Genomic DNA, 25,991 nt, shown 5'->3' with positions numbered 1-25,991 from the left:
CGGAGTTCGATCGACGACTGGCGTTCGAACGATGACTCAGGCGCAGTCGACGCAGATCAGCTCGGAGCCGTTCTGCTCGGCCAGCCGATTGCGGTGGTAGACGAGGAAGCAGCTCGTGCACGTGAACTCGTCGTCCTGCTTCGGGACCACACGAACCGACAGCTCCTCGCCGGAGAGGTCGGCGCCAGGCAGTTCGAACGACTCCGCGGTGTCACCCTCGTCGACGTCGACGTCGCCGGACTGCGCTTCGTTTCGGCGCGCCTTCAGTTCCTCGAGCGAGTCCTCGGCGAGATCGTCGTCGTTGGTCCGCCGGGGCGCGTCGTAGTCAGTTGCCATTGCCTGCCTGCCTGGATTGTCTGGAGTATTTGTCGTGTCCGGTCATTCATCGCTCGGTCCGTCGGGATTATTCCCGGCGCGGGCGAATCCCTGTGCGGGCGCCGAACTCGTGGTTCGACCTCGCGCCCCGATCGGCCGTGTATGACCTTGGGCGCCCGTACTCTAGGTGAGACTTCAAGGCCTGTCAACAGCGCCACACTATTCACCCATTCGGACGACAAATTCCTCGGCGGCGCGGCTCCGGCGTGCCGCCGCGCTCCCCGGTCCGCGGGACCACTAGAGTGATCCCGACTGAACCGATCTCGACCGACCCCTGAAGAAGGTGCGAAGCGACGTGGTCTCGAAAATCGCCACCGGTTACACGACCGACTCCAAGGGCAAGCCGTTCCTGCGCCGGAACATGACGCCGGGCATCGTCGTCCTGGCAGTGCTCGCGGTCGCGGCCGCCGGGGCCTGGGCGTTCGCATTCTCCGGTCGAGGCGACGACACCGTGAAGACCGACTGCTCGATGGCCGCGGGCGCCACACTGACAGTCGTCGACCGGTCCGAGATGGCGTCCGTCGCACCCGCCGCGTTGTCCACGTTCGGAGTCCGCGTGCTCAATTCGGCCGCGGCCCGCGGGTCGGCCCGATCGGTGAGCGACGATCTGACCTCGCTGGGCTACCGAGCCGCCGATCCGGCGTACGCGGACGACACCGTCTACCCGAATCGGGACCTGAACTGCGTGGCCCAGATCCGGTTCGGATCCAACGGTCAGGCCGCGGCCGCCGCCGTGTGGCTCGTCGCGCCGTGCGCCCAGCTCGTCAACGACGGAAGGGCGGGCACCGACGTCGACCTCGCGCTCGGCGAGTTCTACACGTCGACGATGCCGAGCCAGGACGCGCAGTCGGCGATCGACGCACTGCGCGTCTCGTCACCGAACCCGAAGCAGTCCCCGGTCGACCAGTCGTTGCTCGACGCCGTGCACGATCAGTCCTGCTGACCGACGGGCAGGGCCCGCAGCGCCCCCGCGTCGTCGAGCAGGGCCAGGAACCGGTCTGCTACGCCCGGAGCCACGGCGATCGTGACGTCGCCGTCGCTCGACCGCGAGTCGGCCGGCGGGAGGACCACACGAGCGCCCGCCTCCGCGGCGATCAGCCCGCCCGCCGCCCAGTCCCAGGGACTCAGGCCGTGCTCGAAGTGGGCGTCGACGGCTCCGGAGGCCACCATGCACAGGTCGAGGGCCGCGGCCCCCATCCGCCGGAGGTCGCGGACGGCAGGCAGCAGCCGGGCGACGATCGCGCCCTGCTGCTCGCGACGGCTCGCCGCGTACGCGAAGCCCGTCGCGACGAGAGCGAAGCCCGGATCGTCGATCGGGTTGGCGCGCAGACGGACCGGCTCGCCCCGCGGGTCCTCCGCGGTGCCGGGGCACGAGTACGCGCCGCCGCCCGCCCACGCCCAGTAGGTGACGCCGCGCGCGACGTCGACCACGGCCCCGGCGATCGACACCCCGCCGACCTGCGCCGCCACCGACACCGCATAGGCCGGTATGCCGTAGAGGAAGTTGACGGTCCCGTCTATGGGGTCGACCACCCAGCGCACGCCGTCGGGCACGTCGACGCTGCCGCCCGCCTCCTCACCGAGGATCGAGTCGTCGGGACGCAGGTCGCGCAGCAGCGCACGGATGAGCGCCTCGGTCTCGGTGTCGGCGACGGTGACCGGGTCGGTCGGGGTCGACTTGGCGGCCACCGCGTCGTCGTCGCGCGTCGTCCCGGTGATCGCGAACAGTTCCGCCCGTCTCGTGCGCACCTGGGCTGCGGCGGTCTCGGCGACACTGCGGGCGACGACTGCGAGCTCGGCGGCCTCGCCGGGCGTCCAACGTGGAGTCCTGGTCACGGGGACGAGTCTACTGTGGGCGGTGCACGCCAACGCTCAGCAGAAGCAGTGCCCGATGCACCGGGCAGGAAGCGAGTCCGACGTCGATGACCGACACCTCGTCCACCGCAGCAAGCGTCACCTACCTCGGCGCGGACGGCAGCCATTCTCCGTCTCCACATCTGGCCTTCGGCATCGACATCGGCGGGTCCGGCGTCAAGGGCGCCATCGTCGACCTGCACACCGGCGAGTTCGTCGGCGACCGGCACCGGATCCCGACGCCGTCGCCCGCCACCCCGGACGCGGTCGCCCGCACGTGCGCACAGATCACCGACCACTTCGGTTGGACCGGCCCCGTCGGGGTGACGGTCCCGGCCGTCGTGCGCGACGGCGTCGTCGCGTCGGCCGCGAACATCGACGAGTCGTGGATCGGCGTGGACCTGCAGGAGCTCTTCGGCGCGCACCTGCACGGGCGGACCGTCGTCGGCCTGAACGACGCCGACGCCGCGGGGCTGGCCGAACTGCGCTACGGGGTCGGGCACGCGTCGCGCACTCGGGCGGCGGAGTCGGGAACGGTGATCCTGCTGACGATCGGTACCGGAATCGGTTCGGCCCTGTTCCGCGACGGAGTCCTCGTCCCGAACACCGAGCTGGGGCACCTGGAGATCGGCGGACGGGAGGCCGAGCACCGCGCCTCGGCGAAGGCTCGCGACGACCACGGATGGTCACTGCAGAAGTGGTCGCGGAAGCTCTCCCGCGTGCTCAGGCACTACGAGTTCGTGTTCTCTCCGGACCTGTTCGTCGTCGGCGGCGGGATCAGCCGGAAGGCCGACACCTGGATTCCGATGTTGTCCGTCGAGACGCCCGTCGTGCCCGCCGAACTGCGCAACAGCGCGGGCATAGTAGGCGCAGCGATGACCGTTGACGAGGGTCTGCGCATGTGAGCTTCGCGGCCAGCGCGTTACAATGGAACACGTCGGTCCCGCACCGAGCCCTCTAGCCCCTTCCCACGGCGTCACGTCTCGCCTCATCGAGACGCAGGCCCGCCGTGCCGTGAGTTCAGTCGAAAGGTTGTACGTGGCAACCACAGGTTCCAACGACGACGCAGTCGAGACCGCAGCAGAGTCGGCCCCCGCCGCCAAGAAGGCCCCGGCCAAGAAGGCTCCGGCGAAAAAGGCCCCCGCCAAGAAGGCGGCCGCGAAGAAGGCCCCCGCCAAGAAGGCCGCCGCCAAGAAGACCGCGGCGAAGACGACGACTGCGGCGAAGAAGACCACCGCGAAGAAGACCGCCGCCAAGAAGACGGCGGCCAAGAAGGCCGCCGCTCCGGTCGACGAGGCGAATGTCGACGGTCCCGAGAACCTCGAGGACATCGACGACACCGACATCGACCTCGCCGACGAGGAGCTGGTGGTCGAGGACGACTCCGACGCGGGCGACAAGCCCGCGGCCAAGGGCCGCAAGGGCGCCAAGGCCAAGGAGGAGACCGAGGCCAAGTCGGGCGACTTCGTCTGGGACGAAGAGGAGTCCGAGGCGCTCCGCCAGGCACGCAAGGACGCCGAGCTCACCGCGTCCGCCGACTCCGTCCGCGCCTACCTCAAGCAGATCGGCAAGGTCGCCCTGCTGAACGCCGAGGAGGAGGTGGAACTCGCCAAGCGCATCGAAGCGGGTCTCTACTCCACCGAGCGGATGCGCCGGATCATGGAGTCTGGCGAGAAGTTGACCGTGGCGCAGCGCCGCGACCTGTCATGGATCTCCCGTGACGGCAACCGCGCGAAGAATCACCTGTTGGAGGCCAACCTCCGACTCGTCGTCTCGCTTGCCAAGCGCTACACGGGCCGAGGCATGGCGTTCCTCGACCTCATTCAGGAAGGCAACCTCGGCCTGATCCGCGCGGTCGAGAAGTTCGACTACACCAAGGGCTACAAGTTCTCGACGTACGCCACCTGGTGGATCCGTCAGGCCATCACCCGCGCCATGGCCGACCAGGCCCGCACCATCCGCATCCCGGTCCACATGGTGGAGGTCATCAACAAGCTTGGCCGCATCCAGCGCGAACTGCTTCAGGATCTGGGCCGCGAGCCCACTCCGGAGGAACTCGCCAAGGAGATGGACATCACGCCGGAGAAGGTGCTGGAGATCCAGCAGTACGCGCGTGAACCGATTTCGCTCGACCAGACGATCGGCGACGAGGGCGACAGCCAGCTCGGCGACTTCATCGAGGACTCCGAAGCCGTCGTCGCCGTCGACGCCGTCAGCTTCACGCTGCTTCAGGATCAGCTCCAGGACGTCCTGGACACGCTGTCCGAGCGCGAGGCAGGCGTCGTGCGCCTGCGCTTCGGCCTCACCGACGGACAGCCGCGCACGCTCGACGAGATCGGTCAGGTCTACGGAGTGACGCGTGAGCGCATCCGCCAGATCGAGTCGAAGACGATGAGCAAGCTGCGCCACCCGAGCCGCTCGCAGGTGCTGCGCGACTACCTCGACTGACCCCACGTCGGAAAGCGCCCCGAAACTCCTGAGGAGTTTCGGGGCGCTTCTCGTTCCGCGGCCGGAGAGGCGGCTACGCGCCGCCGCCGAGCAGCACCCCGCCGTCGACGACGAGCGTCTGCCCCGTCATCCAGCCCGCGTCCGCGGACAGCAGGAACGCGACGACCGAACCGATGTCGTCTGGCTCGCCGAGCCGCTTGAGCGGGTACGCCTGCGACACCTGCTCCTCCCGGCCCTCGTACAGGGCGGTCGCGAACCGTGTCTTGACGACGGCGGGCGCGACGGCGTTGACGCGGATGTTCGGGCCGAGCTCCCACGCGAGTTCTTCGGTCAGGTGGATCACCGCGGCCTTCGAGACGCCGTAGAACGCGATCCCCGGCGCGGGCCGCAGCCCGGCGATGGACGCGACGTTGACGATCGCGCCGCCGTGCTCGCCCTGCCACGCGGTGTTGACCGCCTGCGCCCACCGCAGCGCCGATACGACGTTGACGTCCATGATCTTGCGGGCCGCTTCGGGGTCCATCTGCATCAGCGGCCCGTACACCGGGTTGATGCCGGTGTTGTTGACGAGCAGGTCCGCGCTGCCGAAGGCGTCGATCGTCCTGGCGACCGTGTCCGCCTGGTGCTCGGGGTCGTCGGCTCGTCCGGCGACGGCGATCGCGACGTCCGGTCCCCCGAGCGCGGCGACGGCCTCGTCGAGCGCCTCCTTCTTGCGGGCCGTGATCGCCACCCGCGCGCCCTCGGCGACGAGTCGTTCAGCGATGGCGAAGCCGATGCCTCGACTCGCTCCGGTGATGATCGCGGTCTGTCCGGCGAATCGCTTCGGGTCGATCTGCGCCACGGGTCTGCTCCTCCTGAAATGAACGGAATAACTAAGCGCTTGCTTAGTGTTAGGATTCACAGTGCCCGACTGCGGGCCGTACGTCAACCACCGAATCGCAGCCCGCGACGCCAGGGAGGCCGCCCATGACCGACGAGTCGTCGACGACCCGCGCCGAGCAGACGCGTGCGAAGCTCCTCGCGGCCGCGCTCGCCGCCTTCGCCGAACGGGGATTCCACGCGACCACCACGCGCGACATCGCGTCGGCCGCAGGGATGAGCTCGGCCGCGGTCTACGTCCACTACCGCTCCAAGCAGGAGCTGCTGTTCGAGCTCTCACGCAGCGGCCACCTCGCGACCATCGAGTCCATCGACTCCGCCGACGATCCGACCGCGACCCCGAGCGCCCGGCTGACCCGGGTGATGCGCGACTTCGCCGTCTGGCACGCCCGAGGCCACACCAGCGCACGCATCGTGAACTACGAGTTGTCCGCGCTCGAACCCGACCACCTCGACGAGATACGGGCCCTGCGCCGCGAGATCACCCGCCGCGTGCGCGCGATCGTCGACGCCGGAATCGCCTCGGGCGAGTTCGACGTCGACGACCCGCACACCACCACGAACACCCTGCTGTCGATGGGAATCGACATCGCCCGCTGGTACCGCGACGACGGTCATCTGACGCCCGAAGCGCTCGGCGACTTCTACGCCTCGACCGCGCTCCGCGTGGTCGGCGCGACACCGGCGGGCAAATGATCTGCGACACACCCGAGATCCTCGGGAACAAATGGATGGCCCCGATCGTCTGACAAGGTGTACCTGTATTGCACAGACCTGTGACGCGACATCCCGCTACGTCACTTGATGAGACGGAGGAAGCCATGCCAGACATCGCAACGCCCGACACTGTCGTCTCCGCGCCGCTCACCGCGGCCGACCGCTGCGATCGCTGCAGCGCAGCCGCCCGGGTGCGCGCCGAGCTCCCCTCCGGGGGAGAGCTCCTGTTCTGCCGCCACCACTACAACGACCACGAGGCTCGCCTCGTCGAGCTCGGCGCCGTGGTGGTCGTCGAGAACTGAGACAGACTCCTACGACAAGGGAGGCGAGCCGATCATCGGCTCGCCTCCCTTCTTTTGTCGGGTCACTTCCAGGTGCGCAGGGCCGCGATGCGCTCGCGGAGCTGGTCACCCGTCGCCATCGCGGTCGGCGGGCCGCCGACACGTTCACGCAATTCGTTGTGGATCTGGCCGTGCGGCTTCCCGGTCCGCTGATTGTGCAGGGCGACCAGCGTGTTCAGCTCCTTGCGCAACGCCATCAGATTCTCGCCGGTCCGCTCGGACGCGTTCGGCGCGGCCTTGGCCGCCTCGTCGTCGCGCGGACGCGACCGATTGGTCACCTGCTGCGCCTGCCGCTGCTGCAACAGTGTGCGGACCTGCTCGGCATCGAGCAGTCCGGGCAGCCCGAGATAGTCCGACTCCTCCTCGGATCCGACGAAGGTCGACGTGCCGAACGACGAGCCGTCATAGATCACCTGGTCGAGTTCGGCGTCGGCGTGCAGCGACTGGAACGCCTTCTCCTCCTCACCGGGCTCGTCCTTGCGCTTGTTCGCATCGGTCAGCATCGCGTCCTCGAGCCCGTCCGACTCGCGGTGCGGCTTGCCGAGGACGTGGTCGCGCTCGGCCTCCAACTCGCTGGCGAGCTGCAGGAGCACCGGAACCGACGGCAGGAAGACGCTCGCCGTCTCGCCGGGTCGACGCGAACGCACGAATCGCCCGATGGCCTGCGCGAAGTACAGCGGGGTCGACGCGTTGGTCGCGTACACGCCGACCGACAGGCGCGGAACGTCCACGCCCTCGGACACCATGCGAACGGCGACCATCCACTCGTCGGTCGACTGTGAGAACTCCTCGATCCGCGACGACGACTTCGGGTCGTCGGACAACACGACGGTCGGCTTCTTGCCGGTGATGGACAGCAGCAGATCGGCGTAGTCGCGGGCGTTCTGCTGATCGGTCGCGATCACGAGGCCGCCCGCATCGGGCACGCCCGACTCGCGCAACCGCATCAGGCGCCGATGCGCCGCCGTGAAGACCGCGAAGATCCAGTCGCCGTGCGGGTCGAGCGCCGTTCGCCACGCGCGCGCCGTCTGCTCCTGCGACAACGGTTCGCCGAGGCGGGCGGTGAACTCCTCGCCCGCACTGGTCCGCCAGCTCGCCTCACCCGAGTAGGCTAGGAACACGACGGGTCGGACGACTCCGTCGCGGAGCGCCTCCGAGTAGCCGTAGGTGCTGTCGGCCTTGGACCGCTGGCCGCCGCCCGGCTCGGGCTCGTACGTGACGAACGGGATCGGCGAGTCGTCGGATCGGAAGGGCGTACCGGTGAGCGCGAGGCGTCGCGTCGCGTCGCCGAACGCCTCGCGGATGCCGTCGCCCCACGACTTCGCGTCACCGCCGTGATGGATCTCGTCGAGGATCACCAGCGTGCGGTACTGCTCGGTGCGGACGCGATGCCGGTACGGATGGGCCGCGACCTGTGCGTAGGTGAGGACGACGCCGTCGAAGTCGGCGCTCGTCGAGCCCGTCGAGTTGGAGAAGTTGGAGTCGAGCGCGATGCCGTTGCGGGCGGCGGACGCGGCCCACTGATGCTTGAGGTGCTCGGTGGGGGCGACGACGGTGATCCGCTCCACCGTGCGGTCGGCCAGCAATTCTGCTGCGACACGCAGACCGAAGGTCGTCTTGCCTGCGCCGGGCGTCGCGACCGCGAGATAGTCCGTCGGGTTGGACGTCAGGTAGCGGGTCAGCGCCCGCCGCTGCCATGCGCGAAGCGGCGCCCCCGAGACGATCCTGCGGTCAGTGTCGACATCCGTGCTGGTCACCGTGCTCCTGTCACTCGAGGTGTGGCCCGACGTGCAGTACTCCCCCGCAGCCGCCCCAGAGGATTCTACCCACTCTCGCGGCGCCGCCACGCCACGCCACGGACGGGCCGGTGATCGACCCGTCGACGGGCATCGGCCATGCTAGACGCATCGACACACACGGCCCGCACCCCAGCGACGACGCCGCCGAGCTCGTACCGACCGGGCCCGAGCAGGCGCGGCTGCCGGTGTTCCGGAACATCCCCAAGCTCCTGTGGCGGACGATCGTGAAGTCGTGGGACGACTCGATCATCGGATGGGCCGCGCAGGCGGCGTTCTGGCAGGCCCTGTCATTGCCTCCGCTGTTGCTGGGAGTCCTCGGGAGTATCGGCTACATCGCGGGCTGGTTCGGGCCCGACACCGTGCAGATCGTCACCGAACGCATCCTGTCGTTCGCCGACCGCACGTTCACCCCGCAGGTCGTCAACGATCTGATCCAGCCGACCGTCGAGAACGTCCTCAGCCGTGGCCGGGTGACGATCATGTCGGTCGGCTTCCTGCTGTCACTGTGGGCGGGTTCGTCGGCGATGTCGTGCTTCGTCTCGTCGATCGTCCACGCGCACGGTCAGCACGACGTCCGCAATCCCGTCTGGCAGCGCATCTTCGCGCTGATCATCTATCTGTTCTTCCTGGTGATGGCGATCGTGGTGTTGCCTTTGGTGGCGCTCGGCCCGACGTATCTGCGGAACGTGGTGCCCGACTCGTGGGGACACGCGGTCAGCGACCTGATCGACTGGCTGTACTTCCCGTTCGTCGGGATCCTGCTGATCGGCGCCCTGTCGGCGCTGTACCGGTTCGCCCTGCCCAACCCGCTCCCCCGACTGCGGCTGGTGCCGGGAGCGGTGCTCGCGGGGGTCGGATTCTGGTTGACGACGTACGTCCTGCGGGCCTATCTCACGGCCGTCACCGAGACCGGCTACAGCTACGGTGCCCTCGCCACGCCGATCGCTTTCCTGCTCTTCACGTACTTCTTGGGCTTCGCGATCGTGGCGGGCGCCGAGTTCAACGCGGCGATCCAGGAATTCTGGCCTGCCCGCGAGAGCGGAGCCGTCGTCCGGCACTGGGTGACGACCCAGACGACAGAACTCACGGACACGCTGCGGAATCGCGCCGTGGGGCGACGCGATTCCGCCGATCGGTAGGGCACACCCAGGGTGCGCTACTTCTTCATCTTCTCGTAGACCTTCTTGCACTTCTCGCACACCGGCGAGCCGGGCTTGGCCGACTTCGTCACCGGGAACACCTCGCCGCACAGCGCCACGACATGGTTGCCCATGACCGCGCTCTCGGCGATCTTGTCCTTCTTGACGTAGTGGAAGACCTTCGGAGTGTCGTCGTCCTGTTCGGTCCGCTCATCGATGTCGGGCCGTTCGATCGTCTGCGTTGCCATACAGCCATTGTGACGCACTGTGGAAGGATCGGGGCATGGCGCACGACGATTCCGACCCCGAGACCTTCCTGATCACTCGCGCCGACGACGACCTCGACGCCGTGTACCGGGCCCGCAAACGACGCTATCTGATCATGATGTGCATCCGGGTGCCCGCGCTGATCATCGCCGCGATCGTGTACTCGACGACGCAGAACGGCTGGCTGGCGCTCGCCGTGATCGTCGCCTCGATCCCGCTGCCGTGGATCGCGGTGCTCCGCGCCAACGACCGCGAACCGCGCAAGCGCGGCGAGGTTCCGACGTATCACTACGGCGGCGGCCACACGATCGGACAGGCCGAGCTGTCCGCCGAGCCCGCGCGCGACCGTTTCGACGACGCCGACCATCCGGTGATCGACGCCGAGATCGAGGGACCGGAAGCGGACAAGTAGCCGCCCGCGCTAGCCTGGCGGCGGGCGAGGCGGGGAGCTTAGGCGATGCGGGCGTCGTCGACAGTGCCACGCCACGCGTCGACGGCGGCGCCGATCGGGACGCCGAGGGCGTCGCACAGGCCGACGACGGTGCCGAAGCCTGGGCTCGGAATGCGGCCAGCCTCAATCTTGCGGAGGGTCTCCGGGGAGATGCCCGCCCGTGCCGCCACATCGGCGGAGTCCTGATCCCCGCGCGCTCTGCGGAGGAGGGCGCCAAGGCGCCGCCCGGAACGGATCTGTGCGGGACTCAACGGGATGCGGACCATGCCGGTCATTCTAGCCCGCGACTTGGTATTGTTATACCTGGTATTTGAATACCGACGACCGACGGAGAGCCGATGATGGAACTCAAGACCCACGCCGAGATCGAGAAGATGGCGGTCACTGGCCGCTTCGTCGCGCAGGTCCTGCACGACCTCGCCACCCGCGCCGAACCCGGCGTCAACCTGCTGGACCTGGAGCAGCGCGCCCGGACGATGGTCCGCGACCGTGGCGCGGTCAGTTGCTACTGGGACTACGCACCGTCGTTCGGCAGCGGCCCGTTCCGCAATGTCATCTGCCTGTCCGTCAACGACGCCGTGCTGCATGGGCTCCCCCGCGACCACGTGCTGGCACCCGGCGACGTCCTGACCCTCGACTTCGCGGTCTCGATCGACGGCTGGGTGGCCGACGCCGCGCGGACCGTGCGAGTGGGCGTCGACGACGATCCCGCCCACCCCGATACCCGCCTCATCGCGTCGACCGAACGGGCACTCGCGGCTGCCGTCGCCGCGATGCTCCCGGACAATCGGCTCGGCGATGTGTCGGCGGCTATCGGAGAGGTAGCCGTCGCCGACGGCTACCGGGTCAACACTCAATTCGGCGGGCACGGACTGGGTCGGACCATGCACGAGGACCCACACGTCCCCAACCTGGGACGACGCGGCAAAGGCATGCGTCTGAAGCCCGGCACCACACTCGCATTGGAACCGTGGTGGGCGACCGGCACCGAACGCCTCGTGAGCGACCCGGACGGCTGGACACTGCGGTCAGCCGACGGCTCGATGACCGCCCACTCCGAACACACCGTCGCGGTCACGGACGACGGACCGCGGATCCTGACGACGGTGGACTGACCGTCCACGCCCCCATCCGACTGACGGCCCGATCGGCGTCGGGCAGGACTGCCGTCAACGCATCGGCCATCACTTTCCGCACGCATCCCGCCCACACGTCGATACGGATGTCGGCGTCGTGCGCGATGTCGAGGACGATGGCCCATCGCGCGAGCGGATCGACACGATCGGTCGCTTCGACGCCCACGATCACCCAGTGATCGAATCGGTTCGCGAGCCACCGGTAGTCGGCGGCGTTGGCCGGGACGTCGCACAAGTCGGCGAACCGGATCCGCATCGACGGGCCGTCCGCGGCCAACCGGATTGGACGCCCGCCCGGCGACTGGACCAGGCCGACACCGGGAACCGTCTCGTCGCCGACCGTCCAGCTGCCCGCCCGGAAACCGGACGTGCCACCGTCGGCCCGCAGGTCCCGGCCGACACCGAGGTAGAGCACGGTGAACATCTCCTGGATCAGCCCGATCGTCGGCGTGAAACTCGTGTGGAACAGCGGGTTCGGCATCTGCTCCGACGGTGTCCTGTTGGACGTCACCACCACGCGGACACCCGCGTCGGCGACCGCGCGCAGCACTCGGTCCAGGAACACGCCGTCGGCAGGGTCGTGGACAGCGAACTCGTCCAGGCACAGCACGTCAACGCCGCCAAGCACCTCGTCGACGCCACCCGACCAGCCCGCGCGGCGGTCGATCGCGGCGTGCAGATCGGCGAAGAACACATGCAGGTGACGACGGAGCACGATCGGCCCCGCCCGTTCCACGACCGCCACGAACCAGTCAACGACCTGCGTCTTCCCTCGACCAGGCGGACCGCACAGGTACAGGTTCGCCTCGCCTGCGAGTGCCAGGGCCGCCGCTTCCTGGTCCACAGTCAGATGCATACCCGCCGTGGTCGCCTCCGCGCGGTGACCCACGGCGGAATCGACCGGGCTCTCGACCTGCCCTCGGGCTCCACGTCGTACTACTTCCGCACCCGCCGGGCGCTGCTCGACGCCGCCGTCCGCCGACTCACCGAGCAGTCCCGTCTCGCGTTCGACGACGTCGCGGGCTCCGATCCCGCCGATGCGATCGGGCGATACCTGCATCACCTCGTCACCGACCGGAGCACGGATGTCCGCGCCAGGTTCGCCCTCGCGTCCGACGCCGCGCACGACCCCGAACTCGCCGCCGCTCTCTCCCGGTGCCTGTTCTCGGCCGACGGCGCCGCGGCGCTCTTCGCGGGCCTCGGCTCGTCGTCGCCGCACGACGACGCCGCCGACCTCCTCGTCTTCTGCGAAGGCGTGGCGGCGGCCCACCTCTTCGGCGCGGCGCCCGAGCACGACGATCTGATCGACTCCGTCCGCCGCCGATTCGGCCTGTGAGCCGACGATCCAGGTCTCAGAGACTTCTCAGGGAGGCGGGGAACCTTTCCGGAACGCGGGGCGTTGAACTCGATGAACGCACACGAACAGCGCACATTTGGAGGTCGTATGTCTCGCACGACGATTGCACGCCCGACCGCAGTTCCCGCCGCCCGGACTCGTCCGGCTCTGACCGAACAGGACCTCGACGCGCAGTCGCCGTCCGCCGACCTGGTCCGCGTCTATCTCAACGGCATCGGACGCACCGCACTGCTCAACGCCGAACAGGAAGTCGAGCTCGCCAAGGCGATCGAGGCAGGCCTCTACGCCAAGCACCTGCTCGCCACCAAGAAGCGGCTCACCGCGGCGAAGAAGCGCGACCTGTCGATCATCGCTCGCGAGGGCGAAGCCGCGCGTGCACACCTCCTCGAGGCGAACCTGCGCCTCGTCGTGTCGCTCGCCAAGCGCTACACCGGCCGCGGCATGCCGCTCCTCGACCTCATTCAGGAGGGCAATCTCGGTCTGATCCGGGCCGCCGAGAAGTTCGACTACGCCAAGGGCTTCAAGTTCTCGACCTACGCCACCTGGTGGATCCGTCAGGCGATCAGCCGCGGCATGGCCGATCAGAGCCGCACCATCCGACTCCCCGTCCACCTCGTGGAACAGGTCAACAAGCTGGCCCGCATCCGGCGTGAACTGCATCAGCAGCTCGGACGCGAGGCCACCGACGACGAGCTGGCCGCCGAGTCGGGCATTCCCGCCGAGAAGATCGCCGACCTGATGGACCACAGCCGGGATCCGGTGAGCCTGGACATGCCGGTCGGCACCGACGAGGAGGCTCCCCTCGGCGACTTCATCGAAGACTCCGAGGCGACGTCGGCCGAGACCGTCGTCATCGCCAACCTGCTGCACTCGGACATCCGGTCGGTGCTCGGCACCCTCGACGAGCGCGAGCAGGCCGTGATCACCATGCGCTTCGGCCTCGACGACGGCCAGCCGCGCACCCTCGACCAGATCGGTCGCGCCTTCGGCCTGTCACGTGAACGGGTCCGCCAGATCGAGCGCGACGTCATGGGCAAGCTCCGCCAGGGCGACCGTGCGGAGAAGCTGCGCGCCTACGCCAGCTGAATCCAGCCTCAGCTGAGACGTCTCGGCCCGGTGTCCGCGAGCGTGGGCACCGGGCCGACGCGTATCCAGGCCCCGAGCACCGACACGCCGTCGGACGACGCGAGGATCGGGTCGCACCGGACGCTGCGGATCTCCGGGACCGCGTCGACCAGCGCGGACACCCGCAGCACGAGATCGACGAGATGCTCCGTGTCGACCGCGTCGTCCACCGGTCCCCCGTCGAGGAGCATCGCGGCCTGCGGTTCGACGATCAGCTCCCTGGCGTCGGCCTCGGTCAGCGGCACCGCCCGGTACCCCTGATCGCCGAGGATCTCGAAGAGCCGACCGGACAGTCCGAAGCTCAGGAGCGGCCCGAACGACGCGTTGTCGGTCACCGAGATCGCCGTTCCGAGGCCCTTCGGCGCCATCTTCTGCACGTGCAGCACGTCGTCACCGGTGAGCGCCTGCAGTTCGGTGAACGCGGTCAGGACACTCGTCGCGTCGGGCAGATCCAGTCGCGCGCCCTCCCGGTCGACGCGCCCGACCCAGGCCGCCGACGTGGCCTTGACCGCGACCGGGAACCCGAAGTCGCGGGCCGCGGCCGAGGCCTCCTGCATGGTCCTGACCTCGCGGAACGGCACCACGTCTATCCCGAAGTAACCGAGCACCTTCGCCGATTCGACGCGTGTCAGCTCGCGCGGGCCGTCGGCCATCGCCTCGCGGACGAACGATCGGGCGTCCTCGGCCGCGGCGCCTTCGAACGTCCGCACGTCCGACGGCGGGCGACCGCGCCACGCCGCGTACTTCCACGCCTGCGCCAATGCGTTCGCGGCCCGTTCGGGCGACGCGTACGACGGGATCGATCCCCGGACGGGCATGCCGTCCGGCCCCGACCGCTGCAGTCCCGGCGGAACGCCCTCGACGGCGAGGAACGTCGTGACGACCGGCTTGCAGGGCACGTCTCCCCCGTCGGCGGGCCGGACCGCCTCCATCAGACCGTGCGCGTAGTCCGCGGCGTCCACGGCGACCGGCGGCACGAACACCACGATCACGGCGTCGACGGCGTCGTCGGTCATCGCCGCCGCGACCGCCTCCGACAGGTCCGGCTGCGACACGGCGGGCCCGAGATCGACCATCGCGACCACGTCCAGACCCGACGCGCGCGCCGTGTTGGCCGCCAGCGACGCGATGACCGACGAGTTGCCGATGATGGCGGTCCGCGGGCCCGCAGGCAGCGGCTGGTACGCGAGGACCGTGCCGCAGTCGAAGAGTTCGGCGATCGACTCGACCTGGATCACGCCCGCCTGCCCGAGCACCATGTGGGCGATCGCGTCGTCGCGCCCGGCCTCTCGAGTGCGGGCCGCCCTGGCCTGCGTCATCGCCCCCCGCCCCGATTTGATGGCGACGATCGGCTTCGACTCGGCGACGCGACGCGCGATCCGGCTGAACTTGCGCGGGTTGCCGAAGCTCTCCAGATAGAGCAGGACGACGTCGGTGCTCTCATCGGTGTCCCAGTACTGCAGGACGTCGTTGCCCGACACGTCGGCGCGGTTGCCTGCCGATACGAACGTGGACAGGCCGAGCTGCCGGTGCGCCGCGGTGTCCAGGATCGCGATGCCGAGCGCACCCGACTGGCAGAAGAACCCGACCCGACCGGGGCCGGGCACGCGCGGCGCGAGCGTCGCGTTCAGCGCGATGTCCAGGCTGGTGTTCACGACTCCGAGAGCGTTCGGGCCGACCAGGCGCATGCCGTGCGCGCGGACCCGCTCGGCGAGCCTGCGTTCGCTCTCCCACCCGGCCTCACCGCTCTCGCCGAAGCCCGCGGACACGACCACCAGCGTTCGGACGCCCTTCGCCAGACAATCGCTCAGAACGTCGTCCATCCCCGATGCCGGGACCGCGACGACGGCGAGGTCGACCGGATCGGGAATCGCCCGGACGCTCGGATAGGCGCGGATGCCGCGCACCGACGGCGGCGCGGGCCTGCGCTCCCGGACCGGCCTGCGGGCGGCGGGTTCGAACTTCGACACATGCTCGTCCGGCTCCACGTCCTCGACGGTCGCCCCCGGACCGTTGACGGGGAACACCGGCCCGGTGAACCCGGCGGCGACTATGTTCGCCAGCAGCACATTGCCGACCTTCTTGGCGTCGGTCGACGCACCGATCACGGCGATCGACTGCGGATGCAGCAGATTCGCGATGCTGCGCGCCTCGGAGGCCCGTTCACGGGCGTTGCGGACCGACGTCAACGCCTCCGTCGCGTCGATCAGGAACTCCACGTGGACGGTGCTGCCGTCGAACGCTCGGCTCACCTGGTAGCCGGCGTCGCGGAACACGGCGACCATGTTCGGGTTCTCCGACAGCACCTCGGCTTCGAAGCGGGTGAAGCCGTGCTCGGCGGCCGCACCCGCCAGGTGCTCGAGCAGGATCGGACCGAGTCCGCGCCCCTGATGGTGGTCGGCGACGACGAACGCGACCTCGGCCGACTCCGGCTTCCCGTCGGCCGCGAGTCCCTCGTAGACGCCCATCGCGATGATCTCGTCGCCGAGGAGGGCGAGGAACGCCGCCCTGGTGCGGTAGTCGACGGTGGTCATGCGGACGACCTCGCGCGGCGGCAGCGTCGGCGTCGGACCGAAGTAGCGCAGGTAGCGGGTCCGTTCGCTGAGTCCGTTGTGGAATGCGACCAGTGCGTCGGCGTCCGCGGGGACGATCGGCCGCAGGTGGACGACGCCGCCGTCGGACGCGAGGACGTCGGCCACCCAGTGTCGGGGGTATTCGGTGTCAGTCACGGGGATCCTCCGGATCGAGGCCGTGCAGCGGGAACACGGCGCGGCGCGTGGCGAGAATCGCCTTGTCGGTCTGCCGCTGAACGTTCTCGGAGACTCCGTCCGGCGGGGGCGCGCCGGTGTCGCCGTCCCACGGCACGTAGTCGACGTCGCCGCCGTCGCCCATCGTCGTCTCCGGCGGGCGGGCGTAGTCCGGGTGGACGTTCTCCTGTGCCGCCGCGGCCTCGGCCAACCAGTCCGAGCCGATCGGCGTCGTCGGGTCGACGTCGCGGTCGAGCGCCATGCCGATCAAGTGCGTCCACGCCCTCGGGACGACGTTGATCACGCCGTATCCGCCGCCGCCGACCGCGAGCCAGCGGCCGTCGCAGTATCGGTCGGCGAGATCGCGCAGCACGCGCATGGCCGTGGACTGGCCGTCGACGGTCAACGCGAGATCGGTCAGCGGGTCGGCGGCGTGCGAGTCGACTCCGGCCTGGGTGACGATGATCTGCGGCTTGTACGCGGCGATCATCGACGGCACCACGGCATGGAAGGCCCGCAGCCACAACCGGTCCGACACGCCCGGCATGAGACCGAGGTTCACCGCGGTGCCCTCGGCGTGCCCGTCGCCGATCTCGGTGTGCCACCCGGTGCCCGGCCACAGGGTGGCCGGATGTTGATGGACCGAGACGGTCAACACCCTCGGGTCGCCGTAGAACTGGTGCTGCACGCCGTCGCCGTGATGGGCGTCGATGTCGACGTACGCGATTCGGTCATACCCCTGCTCCAGCAGCCATTCGATCGCGATCGAGCAGTCGTTGTAGATGCAGAATCCCGCGGCGTGTCCCGGCATCGCGTGGTGCATCCCGCCGCCGATGTTGACCGCGCGGGTGACGGCCCCCGAGGTGATCGCCTGCGCCGCGGCCAACGTCCCGCCGACGAGCATCTGGCCCGCCTCGTGCATGGAGTCGAAGATCGGGTTGTCGTCGCTGCCCAGCCCGAACAACCGCTGCACGAGAGCGTTGTTCGACGCGCTGCCGCCCGATCCGACGGCCCGCACGGCATCGATGTACGACTGCGTGTGGACGGTCGTCAGGACGCCGTCGTCCACCGGAAGCGGCGCAAGCGGCTCCACGTCGTCCAGGACGCCGAGACTCCGCGACAGCGACATCGTCAGCGCGAGTCGGACCGGACTCATCGGATGGGTGAACGCCCACTTGTAGTCCAGGAAGTGGTCGCTCCAGATGATCGCCGCAGTCACCCTGTCCACGCTATAGGTTCGACCGATTCGCCGCGGGCGCAACACGTGCCACGCAGGATTCAGCGTCGCCCAAGGACTTTCGGTAATCTGTGAGTCCAGCGAAAGGACCATGGCTGCCGTGAACGATCTTGTCGACACCACTGAGATGTACCTGCGGACGATCTACGACCTCGAAGAGGAGGGAATTGTCCCTCTCCGCGCTCGCATCGCCGAACGCCTGGAGCAGAGTGGCCCCACGGTGTCGCAGACCGTGGCCCGCATGGAACGCGACGGACTCGTGCGCGTCGCGGGCGACCGTCACCTCGAATTGACTCCGTCCGGCAGGGCGCTCGCCGTGTCGGTGATGCGCAAGCATCGACTGGCCGAACGCCTGCTCGTCGACGTGATCGGCATGCCGTGGGAGGAGGTCCACGACGAGGCCTGCCGCTGGGAGCACGTGATGAGCGAGAACGTCGAGCGCCGCCTCCTGACCGTGCTCGACAACCCGACGACGTCGCCGTACGGCAACCCGATCCCCGGCCTCGAAGAGCTCGGCGTCGCGCCGTCCGCACCGTCCGACGACAAGGTCGTCCGGCTGGTCGACCTGCCCGACGGCGAGGCCGCGGTGATCGTCCGTCGAATGTCCGAGCACGCGCAGGCCGACGCCGAACTGATCACCGACCTGCGCGAGGCCGGTGTGGTCCCCAACGCCCGCGTCACGGTCAACGTCGGACCGCGGGCCGTCATCATCAGCACGCCCGGACACGACGGCCTCACGCTGTCGTCGGAGATGGCGCACGCGATCTTCGTCGTCCCGGCCTGAGCGAAGCACCGGCGACCTGCCGTCATCCGGCGGCGCTGTACGTCGCGGGTGGGATGGTCACGCCGAGCCTGCGCGCGAGGTCGAACGACAACTCGGCCAGACCGTCGAGATCGCGCGGGCGCATGCCGTTGAGCAGCGCCGTGTCGAGGAGATTCGCCAGACCGTACGACTCGTCCGCGACGTGGGCGGCCTCGAACGCCACCGACGCCATCGCGCCCGATCCCTCCATGTAGTGGAGATATCCGAGGAGGGTGGCCGCGGCCGCCCGCGCGGTCCCGGTCAACCGCCGGGTGAGGTCGAGCCACAGTTCCTCCGCCGCCTCCCGGTGCACTGTCAGGCACAGCCCGAGCAGCGCGTCCCGCACGTGCACCGAGGTCAGGGCGTCGGCGAGCGCGTTCACCGTCGCACACGACAGCGTCCGCTCGCCGCGGGTCCTGGCGAGCACGGCCTCGTACACCGCCGCGAGCCGCGCCGGATCGTCCTTCGACGGCGCGCCGTGGGCGGCGTCCGGGACGACCGGGACGCACTCGTCGGCCCCGTCGCAGTGGGCCGCGGGCGCGAGGAGCTCGCGCATCTCGTCCCGGCGCCGCAGAATGCCTCGGCCGTGTTCGACCGCCTTCTCCAGGGCCACCGGGGAGCAGTGCGGATCGCTGAGCACGCCCGAGCGCGCCAGCGCGATCGGGAACATCGCGAACGGTGACGACGACCGCCACACGGTCCGCCACACGGCACCGACCGACATGTCGCTGACGGCGAATCCCGCCGTCAGTCCGCCCGCGGGACGCAGCCCTCGGTTCAGGTCCCGGAACAGGTGATCGAAGGCCGCATCGTCCGGCCGGTACCTGTCGTCGACGGCCACCGCGACGACATGCGTCGCACCGTACGACGTGCCGAGTCCGCCGAGCCTGCCGAAGAGCTTCTTGAGCTCGGCGGGCGGCCGGTCGGCCCGGGTCCACATCAGGTCGTGCCGCATCGTCGCGGTCACGTGCGACCGGGCGTCGAAGCACATCAGGATGATCGACCGCTCCGGGACGAAGCCCAGGACGGCCGGTATCGCGGCGAGGAGCGGGTCGGGGTCGGCTACGGTGCGCGATCCCTCGATGCGGGAGGTGATGGTGATCTTCATGGCGCACACTGTGCGCCGAGAAAGCCCGGAGAACGGGTTCGACCCCGATCTGTGGACGCCGACATCGGTTGTCCACAGATTCACCTGCGACGATGCACGCCGCCCCGGGCGGTCAGCCGCCGAAAGCGCGCGCCGCCGCGTCGGCGAACAGGGTCCTCGTGGCCGCCCGCTCCGCGTCGGACAGCGTCGCCGCACCGTACCGGTTCTGCACGTACAACCGGACCGAGCCCTCCTGACGGACAAGTTCGTACACGTGCGCGTAGGTCGTGCCGTTCGCCGAGAGGTCGCGTTCGTTGACGATCCGCCCGTCGTCGTCCGTGGTCCTGGTCGTGATCGTCGTGCCGACGGTACCGCCGACGACGAACGACGCGCATTGGCGCGCGCGGAAGTCGTCGAAGCTGTCCGTCGTGCGCGCCAGGAGCACCGTGAGGGTGCCGCCCGCCGGTCCGCCCGGCCCGACGATCGCCTCGGCTCCGTCGGTGTCGATCGCCGCGGGAGTGCAGTCGCTCGGGGTGTTCGCCGAGCGCAGGGGCCGGAATGTGACGTCGGAGATCGCGCCGGGCAGGGCGACCGCGGGCACCGCGGTCCCCGGACCGTACGGGAACGACGAACCGGCGATCAGTCGGCCCGACAGGTCCGGTTCGCGGACGGCGTCGCCGTCGACGGAGCACGCGGTCACCACGGACAGCACCGCGACCGCGACAGCCACACATTTCACTCCAGCCACAACACGCACACCCACACTGTGCCACGTCGCCCGGGGGCGGGGAATGACGGCACGGCAAACCGTGTTGAAGCCCATGAGTCCCGTACGGGACAATGGAAACTCGCGCGGCGCACGACCGCCGCGGCAGACGTCAGAAAGGGGCACACGTGGACGACAACTCGATGGAGCCGCGTTCGCTGTACGAGCTCGAATTCCCCGCTCCCGCAGTCACCGGAGCCGAGGGCGACGGACCGGTCCTGATCCACGCGCTCGAAGGCTACGCGGACGCGGGCCACGCGGTCGCGCTCGCCGCATCTCATCTGCGGGACGCCCTCGACACCGAACTCGTCGCCACGTTCAACACCGACGAGCTGATCGACTACCGGTCCCGACGCCCGATGATCTCGTTCTCCGGCGTCGAGTTCGACGGCATCACCATGCCGCGACTCGCGCTGCACGCGGTGAAGGACAACGGCGGGGTGCCGTTCCTGCTGCTCGAAGGCCCCGAACCCGACCTTCGGTGGGAGCGGTTCACCGAGGCGCTCACCGCGCTCGCCGACCACTTCGGCGTGTCCCAGGTGGTCGGGCTCAACTCCATCCCGATGGCCGTCCCCCACACTCGTCCGGCGTCGATCACGGCCCACGGCACCGACAAGGAGGCCATCGCCGACCTCAACCGGTGGGGCAATCCGCTCAAGCTGCCCGCCAGCGCGTCGATGTTGCTCGAACTCCGACTCGGCGAAGCCGGCTACCGCACGGCGGGACTGTCGGCGCACGTGCCGCACTACCTGTCTCAGACCGACTACCCGGCCGCGGCCGCGGAGATCGTCAAGACGATCGGCATGGTGACCGGCCTCGACCTGCCGACGACGGCGCTCGAGAACGCGGCGGCCGACGTCCGCAAGCAGATCGACAACGAGGTCGAGGGCAACGAGGAGATCTCGTCCGTCGTCACCGCGCTGGAGAACCAGTACGACGCGTACATGCGCGCCAAGCAGGAGCAGGCGTCCCTGCTCGCTCCCGACGAGTCGATGCCGACCGGCGACGAACTCGGCGCGGAGTTCGAGAAGTTCCTCGCCGAACACGCCGCCGAGTTCGGCGACACCGACGAAGGACGTGATCAGGTCTGACCGACCCGGCCCCCGCCACAATCGAACCGCTGCAGCCCACCGGAGACGACGACCTCGCATTCGAGAGGTTCACCGACTGGTGGGCTGCTCGCGGCATCGACATGTACCCGCACCAGGAGGACTCGCTCCTGGAGCTGGTGTCGGGCAGCAACGTCATCCTCGCCACCCCGACAGGCTCGGGCAAGTCGCTCGTGGCGTCCGGCGCGATCTACTTCGCCCAGTGCCGCGGGCGGCGCGCGTACTACACCGCGCCGATCAAGGCACTGGTCAGCGAGAAGTTCTTCGACCTGTGCACCCAGTTCGGGGCCGAGAACGTCGGCCTGCTGACCGGCGACGCGTCCGTCAACGCCGACGCGCCGATCGTGTGCGCGACCGCCGAGATCGTCGCGAACATCGCGCTGCGCGAAGGACCCGACAGCGACATCGGAGTCCTCGTCGCCGACGAGTTCCACTACTACGGCGAATCCGATCGCGGATGGGCCTGGCAGGTCCCGCTGATCGAACTCCCGAACACGCAGTTCCTGCTGATGTCGGCGACACTGGGCGACACGTCGTTCTTCGTCGACGACCTCACCAGGCGCACCGGCCGCCCGACCGTGCCGGTGACCGGCGTCCAACGCCCGGTTCCGCTCGAGCATCGGTATGCGATGACCCCGATCCACGAGACGATCGAAGAACTCGTCTCGACCGGCCGCTCCCCGGTGTACGTCGTGCACTTCACTCAGCAGGCGGCCGTCGAACGCGGACAGGCCCTGCTGTCGGCGAAACTCTGCACCAAGGAGGAGAAGGCGGCGATCGTCGAGGCGATCGGCGACTTCGGTTTCAGCACCGGCTTCGGCGGGACGCTGAGCAAACTCCTGCGGTCCGGCATCGGCGTCCATCACGCGGGCATGCTCCCCCGCTACCGCAGGCTCGTCGAGCGCCTGGCTCAGGCCGGGCTGCTCAAGGTCGTCGCGGGCACCGACACCCTCGGTGTGGGGATCAACGTGCCGATTCGAACGGTCCTGTTCGCGGGCCTCACCAAGTACGACGGCAATCGGGTCCGCAGGCTGCGCGCACGCGAGTTCCACCAGATCGCGGGCCGGGCGGGACGCGCGGGCTACGACACCGTCGGATACGTCGTCGCCCAGGCGCCCGAGCACGATGTCGAGAACGCGAAGGCGATCGCCAAAGCGGGAGACGATCCCAAGAAGCTCAAGAAGCTGGTCCGACGCAAAGCGCCCGAGGGGTTCGTCAGCTGGGGCGAGCAGACGTTCACGACGCTGATCGACGCGCCGGACGAGGAGATGCGCTCGCATTTCCGGATGACCACGGCGATGCTCATGGAGGTGATGGAGCGGCCCGGCGACTGCTTCGCCGCCCTGCGTCACCTGTTGGAGGAGAACCACGAGCCGCGCGTCAGGCAGCTTCGCCACATCAAGCACACCATCGCCCTGTACCGCGACCTGTGCGAGACCGGCATCGTCACCCGGCTGGACACCCCGGCGGCCGACGGCAAGAAGGTGGAGCTGTCGGTCGACCTGCCCGAGAACTTCGCACTGACCAATCCGCTCTCGGCGTTCGCCGTCGCCGCGTTCGAACTGCTCGACAAGGAGTCGTCGACCTACACCCTGGACGTGGTCTCGGTGGTCGAGAGCATCCTGGACGATCCCCGTCCGGTGCTCGTCGCGCAGCGCAAGGCCGCCCGCGACGAGGCCGTCGCCGAGATGAAGGCCGACGGGATCGAGTACGAGGAGCGGATGGCGCGGCTGGAGGAGGTCACGTGGCCGCAGCCGCTCGCCGAGGAGATCGGCTTCGCCTACGAGGTGTACCGCCGCGGACATCCGTGGCTGGCCGGTTCGACGCCGTCGCCCAAGTCCGTGCTGCGGCACATGCGGGAGCGGTCGATGACGTTCGCCGAGTTGATCTCGCAGTTCGGACTCGCCCGCAGCGAAGGCGTCGTCCTCCGCTACCTGACCGACTGCTACCGCGCGTTGTCGAACGGGCTGCCGATGTCCGCGGTGACCGACGAGATCGAAGACCTCACCGACGAGCTCGGCGAGCTCATCCGCGGCGTCGATTCCAGCCTGATCGACGAATGGGCCGAACTCACCGGTTCGCAGGCGTGATCGGCACGGTCACGTCCCCGCTCTCGGCGACCAGTTCGGTGATGTCGGCCGCCAACGCCCGATAGGCCTCGGCCCGACCGGAGGAGGGACGGTACACGAGCCCGATCCGCCTGCCCGGACGCGGCCGAGCGAACTCGGCGACGGCCAGTCCACCGGTAGCCGTCTCCACCGACACCGACGTCTTCGGGATCAGGGTGACGCCGAGCCCGCCCTCGACGCACTGCACGGCGGTCTTGAGCGAGGCCGCTCGCGTCTGCTGCAGGTCCGGGTCCACGCCGGCCTTCTGGCAGACGTCGAGCGCCTGATCGCGCATGCAGTGGCCCTCGTCGAGCAGCAGGAGCGGCAGATCGGCGAGCAGCGCGGGTGACAGCCGTCTGCGTCCGGCGAGCGGATGATCGGCGGGGAGGGCGAGGAGGAAGTCCTCGTCGTACATGGCGACCTCGCCGAGGCTCGGCACCCCGGACGGCAACGCCAGGACGGCGGCGTCGAGCGTTCCGTCGCGCAGTTGTCCGAGGAGCCTATCGGTCTGATCCTCGATCACCATCAATTCGAGCTGCGGACGCCGGACGGCCAGTCCGCGGAGCACTCTCGGGAGGATGTAGGGAGCGATCGTAGGGATGAATCCCAGTCGGAGACGACCCACGAGCGGGTCGAGATCGCCCGCGGCGTCGAGCAGGAAGTCGTCGACCGCGTCGCACGCCGCGATGGCCGAGGGGAGCAGTCTGGCACCCTCCGGGGTCAACATCACTTTGCGCGTTGTCCGCTCCACCAGCTGAAGTCCGAGACCGGCTTCCAGAGCGGCGAGAGCCTGCGACAGTGAGGGCTGGCTCACACCGAGATCCGTTGCGGCCGTTCCGAAGTGGAGTTTCTTGGCGACGGCGACGAAGGCCCGCAGACCGCCGATCGACGGTTGATAGCTTTGATTGCCCATGCCTATCAGTATAGTGCGTGCGATCACGTTTACTTTCTAACCACGGTGCGGCAGACTGGATCTCGACGGCGAACGGGCAATCCCCGCGCACGCCGCTAGCTCGATTCTCATCGCACCCCTTTCAACGAATTCAGGAGTACGTGTCATGGCATTGCTGACCATCGGCGACCAGTTCCCGGCCTACAACCTCACCGCAGTCATCGGCGGCGACCTCTCCAAGGTCGACGCCCAGCAGCCCGACGACTACTTCACCACCGTCACCTCGGACGACTACGCGGGCAAGTGGCGCGTCGTGTTCTTCTGGCCGAAGGACTTCACCTTCGTCTGCCCCACCGAGATCGCCGCCTTCGGCAAGCTGAACGACGAGTTCGCCGACCGCGACACCCAGGTGCTTGGCGCATCGGTCGACAACGAGTTCGTCCACTTCCAGTGGCGCGCACAGCACGAGGACCTCAAGACCCTCCCCTTCCCGATGCTGTCGGACCTCAAGCGTGAGCTGGCCGAGGCCGCGGGCGTCCTGAACGCCGACGGTGTCGCCGATCGTGCGACCTTCATCGTCGACCCGAACAACGAGGTCCAGTTCGTGTCGGTGACCGCCGGTTCGGTCGGCCGCAACGTCGACGAGGTCCTGCGTGTCCTCGACGCCCTCCAGTCGGACGAGCTCTGCGCGTGCAACTGGAAGAAGGGTGATCCCACCATCAACGCCGGCGAACTGATGTCCGCCTGATATGAGCATCGACAATCTGAAGAGCGCACTCCCCGAGTTCGCCAAAGACCTGAAGCTCAACCTCGGTTCGATCAGCCGCACCACCGTGCTGACCGAAGAGCAGCTGTGGGGAACCCTGCTGGCCACCGCCGCAGCCACCCGCAACGCGACCGTCCTGCGGGAGATCTCCGACGAGGCGGCCGACAACCTGTCGGCCGAGGCGTACAACGCCGCTCTCGGCGCCGCGTCGATCATGGGGATGAACAACGTGTTCTACCGCGGTCGCGGCTTCCTCGGCGGCAAGTACGACGACCTGCGCCCCGGACTGCGGATGAACATCATCGGCAATCCCGGCGTCGACAAGTCGACCTTCGAGCTGTGGTCGCTCGCAGTGTCGGCGATCAACGGCTGTGAGCACTGCGTCGGCGCTCACGAGAACATCGTCCGCGAAGCGGGCGTCGATCGCGAGGCCGTCCTCGAGGCCCTCAAGGTCGCCTCGATCGTCGCAGGCGTCGGCCAGGCCATCGGCATCGCCGAGACCCTCGCCTGATCCTCTCTCTGCAGCCCCACCTGTGCCCTGCCGGTCCTCCGGCGGGGCACTCGTGCGTCTCGGGGCCGTCTCGGCGAA

At 68.9% G+C, this 25,991-nt stretch carries 27 protein-coding genes; 15 read left to right on the top strand and 12 right to left on the bottom strand.

Features of this window, described 5'->3' with window-relative positions:
• Positions 1-36 precede the first annotated feature (36 nt).
• Positions 37-336, bottom strand: coding sequence for a DUF4193 domain-containing protein (locus GYB83_RS15225; protein ID WP_161896276.1), 300 nt, complete (start codon positions 334-336; stop codon positions 37-39).
• Between the two features lie 334 nt (positions 337-670).
• Here GYB83_RS15225 and cei point away from each other — a divergent pair, with 334 nt between their 5' ends.
• Positions 671-1,318, top strand: coding sequence for an envelope integrity protein Cei (cei, locus tag GYB83_RS15220; protein ID WP_161896275.1), 648 nt, complete (start codon positions 671-673; stop codon positions 1,316-1,318).
• On the opposite strand, the gene GYB83_RS15215 is transcribed toward cei, so the two are convergent.
• Complete coding sequence (locus GYB83_RS15215) at positions 1,306-2,211, bottom strand: inositol monophosphatase family protein (RefSeq protein WP_186349790.1); 906 nt, start codon at positions 2,209-2,211, stop codon at positions 1,306-1,308. The genes cei and GYB83_RS15215 overlap by 13 nt on opposite strands.
• 86 nt (positions 2,212-2,297) lie before the next feature.
• Between GYB83_RS15215 and ppgK the strand changes: the two genes are divergently transcribed.
• Together ppgK and GYB83_RS15205 are read left to right on the top strand one after the other, a co-directional pair.
• Complete coding sequence (gene ppgK, locus GYB83_RS15210) at positions 2,298-3,134, top strand: polyphosphate--glucose phosphotransferase (protein ID WP_161896273.1); 837 nt, start codon at positions 2,298-2,300, stop codon at positions 3,132-3,134.
• Positions 3,135-3,156: 22 nt separating this feature from the next.
• Complete coding sequence (locus GYB83_RS15205) at positions 3,157-4,677, top strand: RNA polymerase sigma factor (RefSeq protein ID WP_267130331.1); 1,521 nt, start codon at positions 3,157-3,159, stop codon at positions 4,675-4,677.
• Positions 4,678-4,750: 73 nt separating this feature from the next.
• Here GYB83_RS15205 and GYB83_RS15200 read toward each other — a convergent pair whose 3' ends face one another.
• A complete protein-coding gene (locus tag GYB83_RS15200; RefSeq protein WP_161896271.1) occupies positions 4,751-5,518 on the bottom strand; it encodes an SDR family oxidoreductase in 768 nt (255 codons plus the stop codon).
• 125 nt (positions 5,519-5,643) lie between these two features.
• Between GYB83_RS15200 and GYB83_RS15195 the strand changes: the two genes are divergently transcribed.
• Together GYB83_RS15195 and GYB83_RS15190 are read left to right on the top strand one after the other, a co-directional pair.
• Positions 5,644-6,252, top strand: a complete 609-nt coding sequence (locus GYB83_RS15195; protein WP_161896270.1) for a TetR/AcrR family transcriptional regulator — start codon at positions 5,644-5,646, stop codon at positions 6,250-6,252.
• A gap of 125 nt (positions 6,253-6,377) precedes the next feature.
• Complete coding sequence (locus GYB83_RS15190) at positions 6,378-6,575, top strand: DUF7455 domain-containing protein (protein ID WP_161896269.1); 198 nt, start codon at positions 6,378-6,380, stop codon at positions 6,573-6,575.
• A gap of 62 nt (positions 6,576-6,637) precedes the next feature.
• Here GYB83_RS15190 and GYB83_RS15185 read toward each other — a convergent pair whose 3' ends face one another.
• Positions 6,638-8,371, bottom strand: a complete 1,734-nt coding sequence (locus tag GYB83_RS15185) for a DEAD/DEAH box helicase (protein WP_161896268.1) — start codon at positions 8,369-8,371, stop codon at positions 6,638-6,640.
• 110 nt (positions 8,372-8,481) lie between these two features.
• On the opposite strand from GYB83_RS15185, the gene GYB83_RS15180 reads away from it, so the two are divergent.
• Positions 8,482-9,552: a YihY/virulence factor BrkB family protein gene (locus GYB83_RS15180; RefSeq protein ID WP_228461506.1), complete on the top strand. Its 1,071-nt coding sequence runs from the start codon at positions 8,482-8,484 to the stop codon at positions 9,550-9,552.
• 17 nt (positions 9,553-9,569) lie between these two features.
• Here the strand turns inward: GYB83_RS15180 and GYB83_RS15175 are convergent, their stop codons facing one another.
• Positions 9,570-9,800 carry a DUF3039 domain-containing protein gene (locus GYB83_RS15175; RefSeq protein WP_161896267.1) on the bottom strand — a complete coding sequence of 77 codons (231 nt, stop codon included), beginning with the start codon at positions 9,798-9,800 and terminating at the stop codon, positions 9,570-9,572.
• A 35-nt stretch (positions 9,801-9,835) separates the two neighbouring features.
• On the opposite strand from GYB83_RS15175, the gene GYB83_RS15170 reads away from it, so the two are divergent.
• Positions 9,836-10,231, top strand: a complete 396-nt coding sequence (locus GYB83_RS15170) for a DUF3099 domain-containing protein (protein ID WP_161896266.1) — start codon at positions 9,836-9,838, stop codon at positions 10,229-10,231.
• A 38-nt stretch (positions 10,232-10,269) separates the two neighbouring features.
• Here the strand turns inward: GYB83_RS15170 and GYB83_RS15165 are convergent, their stop codons facing one another.
• A complete protein-coding gene (locus GYB83_RS15165; RefSeq protein ID WP_161896265.1) occupies positions 10,270-10,536 on the bottom strand; it encodes a helix-turn-helix domain-containing protein in 267 nt (88 codons plus the stop codon).
• 72 nt (positions 10,537-10,608) lie between these two features.
• Between GYB83_RS15165 and map the strand changes: the two genes are divergently transcribed.
• Positions 10,609-11,385: a type I methionyl aminopeptidase gene (map, locus tag GYB83_RS15160; protein ID WP_161896264.1), complete on the top strand. Its 777-nt coding sequence runs from the start codon at positions 10,609-10,611 to the stop codon at positions 11,383-11,385.
• Here map and zapE read toward each other — a convergent pair.
• Positions 11,345-12,262 carry an AFG1/ZapE family ATPase gene (gene zapE, locus GYB83_RS15155; protein ID WP_161896263.1) on the bottom strand — a complete coding sequence of 306 codons (918 nt, stop codon included), beginning with the start codon at positions 12,260-12,262 and terminating at the stop codon, positions 11,345-11,347. The two genes, map and zapE, sit on opposite strands and share 41 nt — an antisense overlap.
• A gap of 24 nt (positions 12,263-12,286) precedes the next feature.
• On the opposite strand from zapE, the gene GYB83_RS15150 reads away from it, so the two are divergent.
• Both GYB83_RS15150 and GYB83_RS15145 read left to right on the top strand, forming a co-directional pair.
• The gene (locus tag GYB83_RS15150) at positions 12,287-12,742 is read left to right on the top strand and encodes a TetR/AcrR family transcriptional regulator (protein WP_161896262.1); all 456 of its coding nucleotides are present in this window, start codon (positions 12,287-12,289) and stop codon (positions 12,740-12,742) included.
• 108 nt (positions 12,743-12,850) lie between these two features.
• Entirely contained in the window at positions 12,851-13,849 is a 999-nt protein-coding gene (locus GYB83_RS15145; RefSeq protein WP_161896261.1) for a sigma-70 family RNA polymerase sigma factor, read from the top strand.
• Positions 13,850-13,857: 8 nt separating this feature from the next.
• On the opposite strand, the gene GYB83_RS15140 is transcribed toward GYB83_RS15145, so the two are convergent.
• Positions 13,858-16,617 carry a bifunctional acetate--CoA ligase family protein/GNAT family N-acetyltransferase gene (locus GYB83_RS15140; RefSeq protein WP_161896260.1) on the bottom strand — a complete coding sequence of 920 codons (2,760 nt, stop codon included), beginning with the start codon at positions 16,615-16,617 and terminating at the stop codon, positions 13,858-13,860.
• On the bottom strand, positions 16,610-17,854 hold the full coding sequence (locus tag GYB83_RS15135) for an acetoin utilization protein AcuC (RefSeq protein WP_161896259.1): 1,245 nt from the start codon (positions 17,852-17,854) through the stop codon (positions 16,610-16,612). Before GYB83_RS15135 ends, GYB83_RS15140 begins: the two co-directional genes overlap by 8 nt.
• 118 nt (positions 17,855-17,972) lie before the next feature.
• Between GYB83_RS15135 and GYB83_RS15130 the strand changes: the two genes are divergently transcribed.
• Positions 17,973-18,656 (top strand): iron-dependent transcriptional repressor DtxR, encoded by a 684-nt coding sequence (locus GYB83_RS15130; RefSeq protein WP_161896258.1) that lies wholly within the window; start codon positions 17,973-17,975, stop codon positions 18,654-18,656.
• Positions 18,657-18,678: 22 nt separating this feature from the next.
• On the opposite strand, the gene GYB83_RS15125 is transcribed toward GYB83_RS15130, so the two are convergent.
• Both GYB83_RS15125 and GYB83_RS15120 read right to left on the bottom strand, forming a co-directional pair.
• Positions 18,679-19,782, bottom strand: coding sequence for a DUF4192 domain-containing protein (locus GYB83_RS15125; protein ID WP_161896257.1), 1,104 nt, complete (start codon positions 19,780-19,782; stop codon positions 18,679-18,681).
• Between the two features lie 112 nt (positions 19,783-19,894).
• Positions 19,895-20,491, bottom strand: a complete 597-nt coding sequence (locus GYB83_RS15120; RefSeq protein WP_161896256.1) for a hypothetical protein — start codon at positions 20,489-20,491, stop codon at positions 19,895-19,897.
• 164 nt (positions 20,492-20,655) lie between these two features.
• Here GYB83_RS15120 and GYB83_RS15115 point away from each other — a divergent pair, with 164 nt between their 5' ends.
• Positions 20,656-21,618: a proteasome assembly chaperone family protein gene (locus GYB83_RS15115; protein ID WP_186349788.1), complete on the top strand. Its 963-nt coding sequence runs from the start codon at positions 20,656-20,658 to the stop codon at positions 21,616-21,618.
• Between the two features lie 101 nt (positions 21,619-21,719).
• On the top strand, positions 21,720-23,726 hold the full coding sequence (locus GYB83_RS15110) for a DEAD/DEAH box helicase (RefSeq protein ID WP_228461504.1): 2,007 nt from the start codon (positions 21,720-21,722) through the stop codon (positions 23,724-23,726).
• Here GYB83_RS15110 and GYB83_RS15105 read toward each other — a convergent pair.
• The gene (locus GYB83_RS15105) at positions 23,707-24,657 is read right to left on the bottom strand and encodes a hydrogen peroxide-inducible genes activator (RefSeq protein WP_161896255.1); all 951 of its coding nucleotides are present in this window, start codon (positions 24,655-24,657) and stop codon (positions 23,707-23,709) included. The genes GYB83_RS15110 and GYB83_RS15105 overlap by 20 nt on opposite strands.
• A 145-nt stretch (positions 24,658-24,802) precedes the next feature.
• Between GYB83_RS15105 and GYB83_RS15100 the strand changes: the two genes are divergently transcribed.
• Together GYB83_RS15100 and ahpD are read left to right on the top strand one after the other, a co-directional pair.
• A complete protein-coding gene (locus tag GYB83_RS15100; protein ID WP_161896254.1) occupies positions 24,803-25,384 on the top strand; it encodes a peroxiredoxin in 582 nt (193 codons plus the stop codon).
• A 1-nt stretch (position 25,385) separates the two neighbouring features.
• Positions 25,386-25,913 (top strand): alkylhydroperoxidase, AhpD family, encoded by a 528-nt coding sequence (gene ahpD / locus GYB83_RS15095; RefSeq protein WP_161896253.1) that lies wholly within the window; start codon positions 25,386-25,388, stop codon positions 25,911-25,913.
• The last annotated feature ends 78 nt before the right edge of the window (positions 25,914-25,991 follow it).

The organism is Gordonia spumicola (genome assembly GCF_009932475.1).
GTDB classification, from domain to species: Bacteria; Actinomycetota; Actinomycetes; order Mycobacteriales; family Mycobacteriaceae; genus Gordonia; species Gordonia spumicola.
The sequence above is the reverse complement of the archived record's forward strand: the minus strand, read 5'-3'. Positions and strand labels throughout refer to the sequence as shown.

Excerpts from the sequence above, each read along its gene's own strand:
- GYB83_RS15125 (WP_161896257.1), bottom strand. The coding sequence starts at position 19,782 with ATGAAGATCACCATCACCTCCCGCATCGAGGGATCGCGCACCGTAGCC.
- GYB83_RS15100 (WP_161896254.1), top strand. The coding sequence starts at position 24,803 with ATGGCATTGCTGACCATCGGCGACCAGTTCCCGGCCTACAACCTCACC.
- GYB83_RS15165 (WP_161896265.1), bottom strand. The coding sequence starts at position 10,536 with ATGGTCCGCATCCCGTTGAGTCCCGCACAGATCCGTTCCGGGCGGCGC.
- ahpD (WP_161896253.1), top strand. The coding sequence starts at position 25,386 with ATGAGCATCGACAATCTGAAGAGCGCACTCCCCGAGTTCGCCAAAGAC.
- GYB83_RS15105 (WP_161896255.1), bottom strand. The coding sequence starts at position 24,657 with ATGGGCAATCAAAGCTATCAACCGTCGATCGGCGGTCTGCGGGCCTTC.
- GYB83_RS15225 (WP_161896276.1), bottom strand. The coding sequence starts at position 336 with ATGGCAACTGACTACGACGCGCCCCGGCGGACCAACGACGACGATCTC.
- GYB83_RS15205 (WP_267130331.1), top strand. The coding sequence starts at position 3,157 with ATGGAACACGTCGGTCCCGCACCGAGCCCTCTAGCCCCTTCCCACGGC.
- GYB83_RS15110 (WP_228461504.1), top strand. The coding sequence starts at position 21,720 with ATGTACCCGCACCAGGAGGACTCGCTCCTGGAGCTGGTGTCGGGCAGC.
- GYB83_RS15145 (WP_161896261.1), top strand. The coding sequence starts at position 12,851 with ATGTCTCGCACGACGATTGCACGCCCGACCGCAGTTCCCGCCGCCCGG.
- GYB83_RS15195 (WP_161896270.1), top strand. The coding sequence starts at position 5,644 with ATGACCGACGAGTCGTCGACGACCCGCGCCGAGCAGACGCGTGCGAAG.
- map (WP_161896264.1), top strand. The coding sequence starts at position 10,609 with ATGATGGAACTCAAGACCCACGCCGAGATCGAGAAGATGGCGGTCACT.
- GYB83_RS15170 (WP_161896266.1), top strand. The coding sequence starts at position 9,836 with ATGGCGCACGACGATTCCGACCCCGAGACCTTCCTGATCACTCGCGCC.
- GYB83_RS15175 (WP_161896267.1), bottom strand. The coding sequence starts at position 9,800 with ATGGCAACGCAGACGATCGAACGGCCCGACATCGATGAGCGGACCGAA.
- zapE (WP_161896263.1), bottom strand. The coding sequence starts at position 12,262 with ATGCATCTGACTGTGGACCAGGAAGCGGCGGCCCTGGCACTCGCAGGC.
- GYB83_RS15190 (WP_161896269.1), top strand. The coding sequence starts at position 6,378 with ATGCCAGACATCGCAACGCCCGACACTGTCGTCTCCGCGCCGCTCACC.
- ppgK (WP_161896273.1), top strand. The coding sequence starts at position 2,298 with ATGACCGACACCTCGTCCACCGCAGCAAGCGTCACCTACCTCGGCGCG.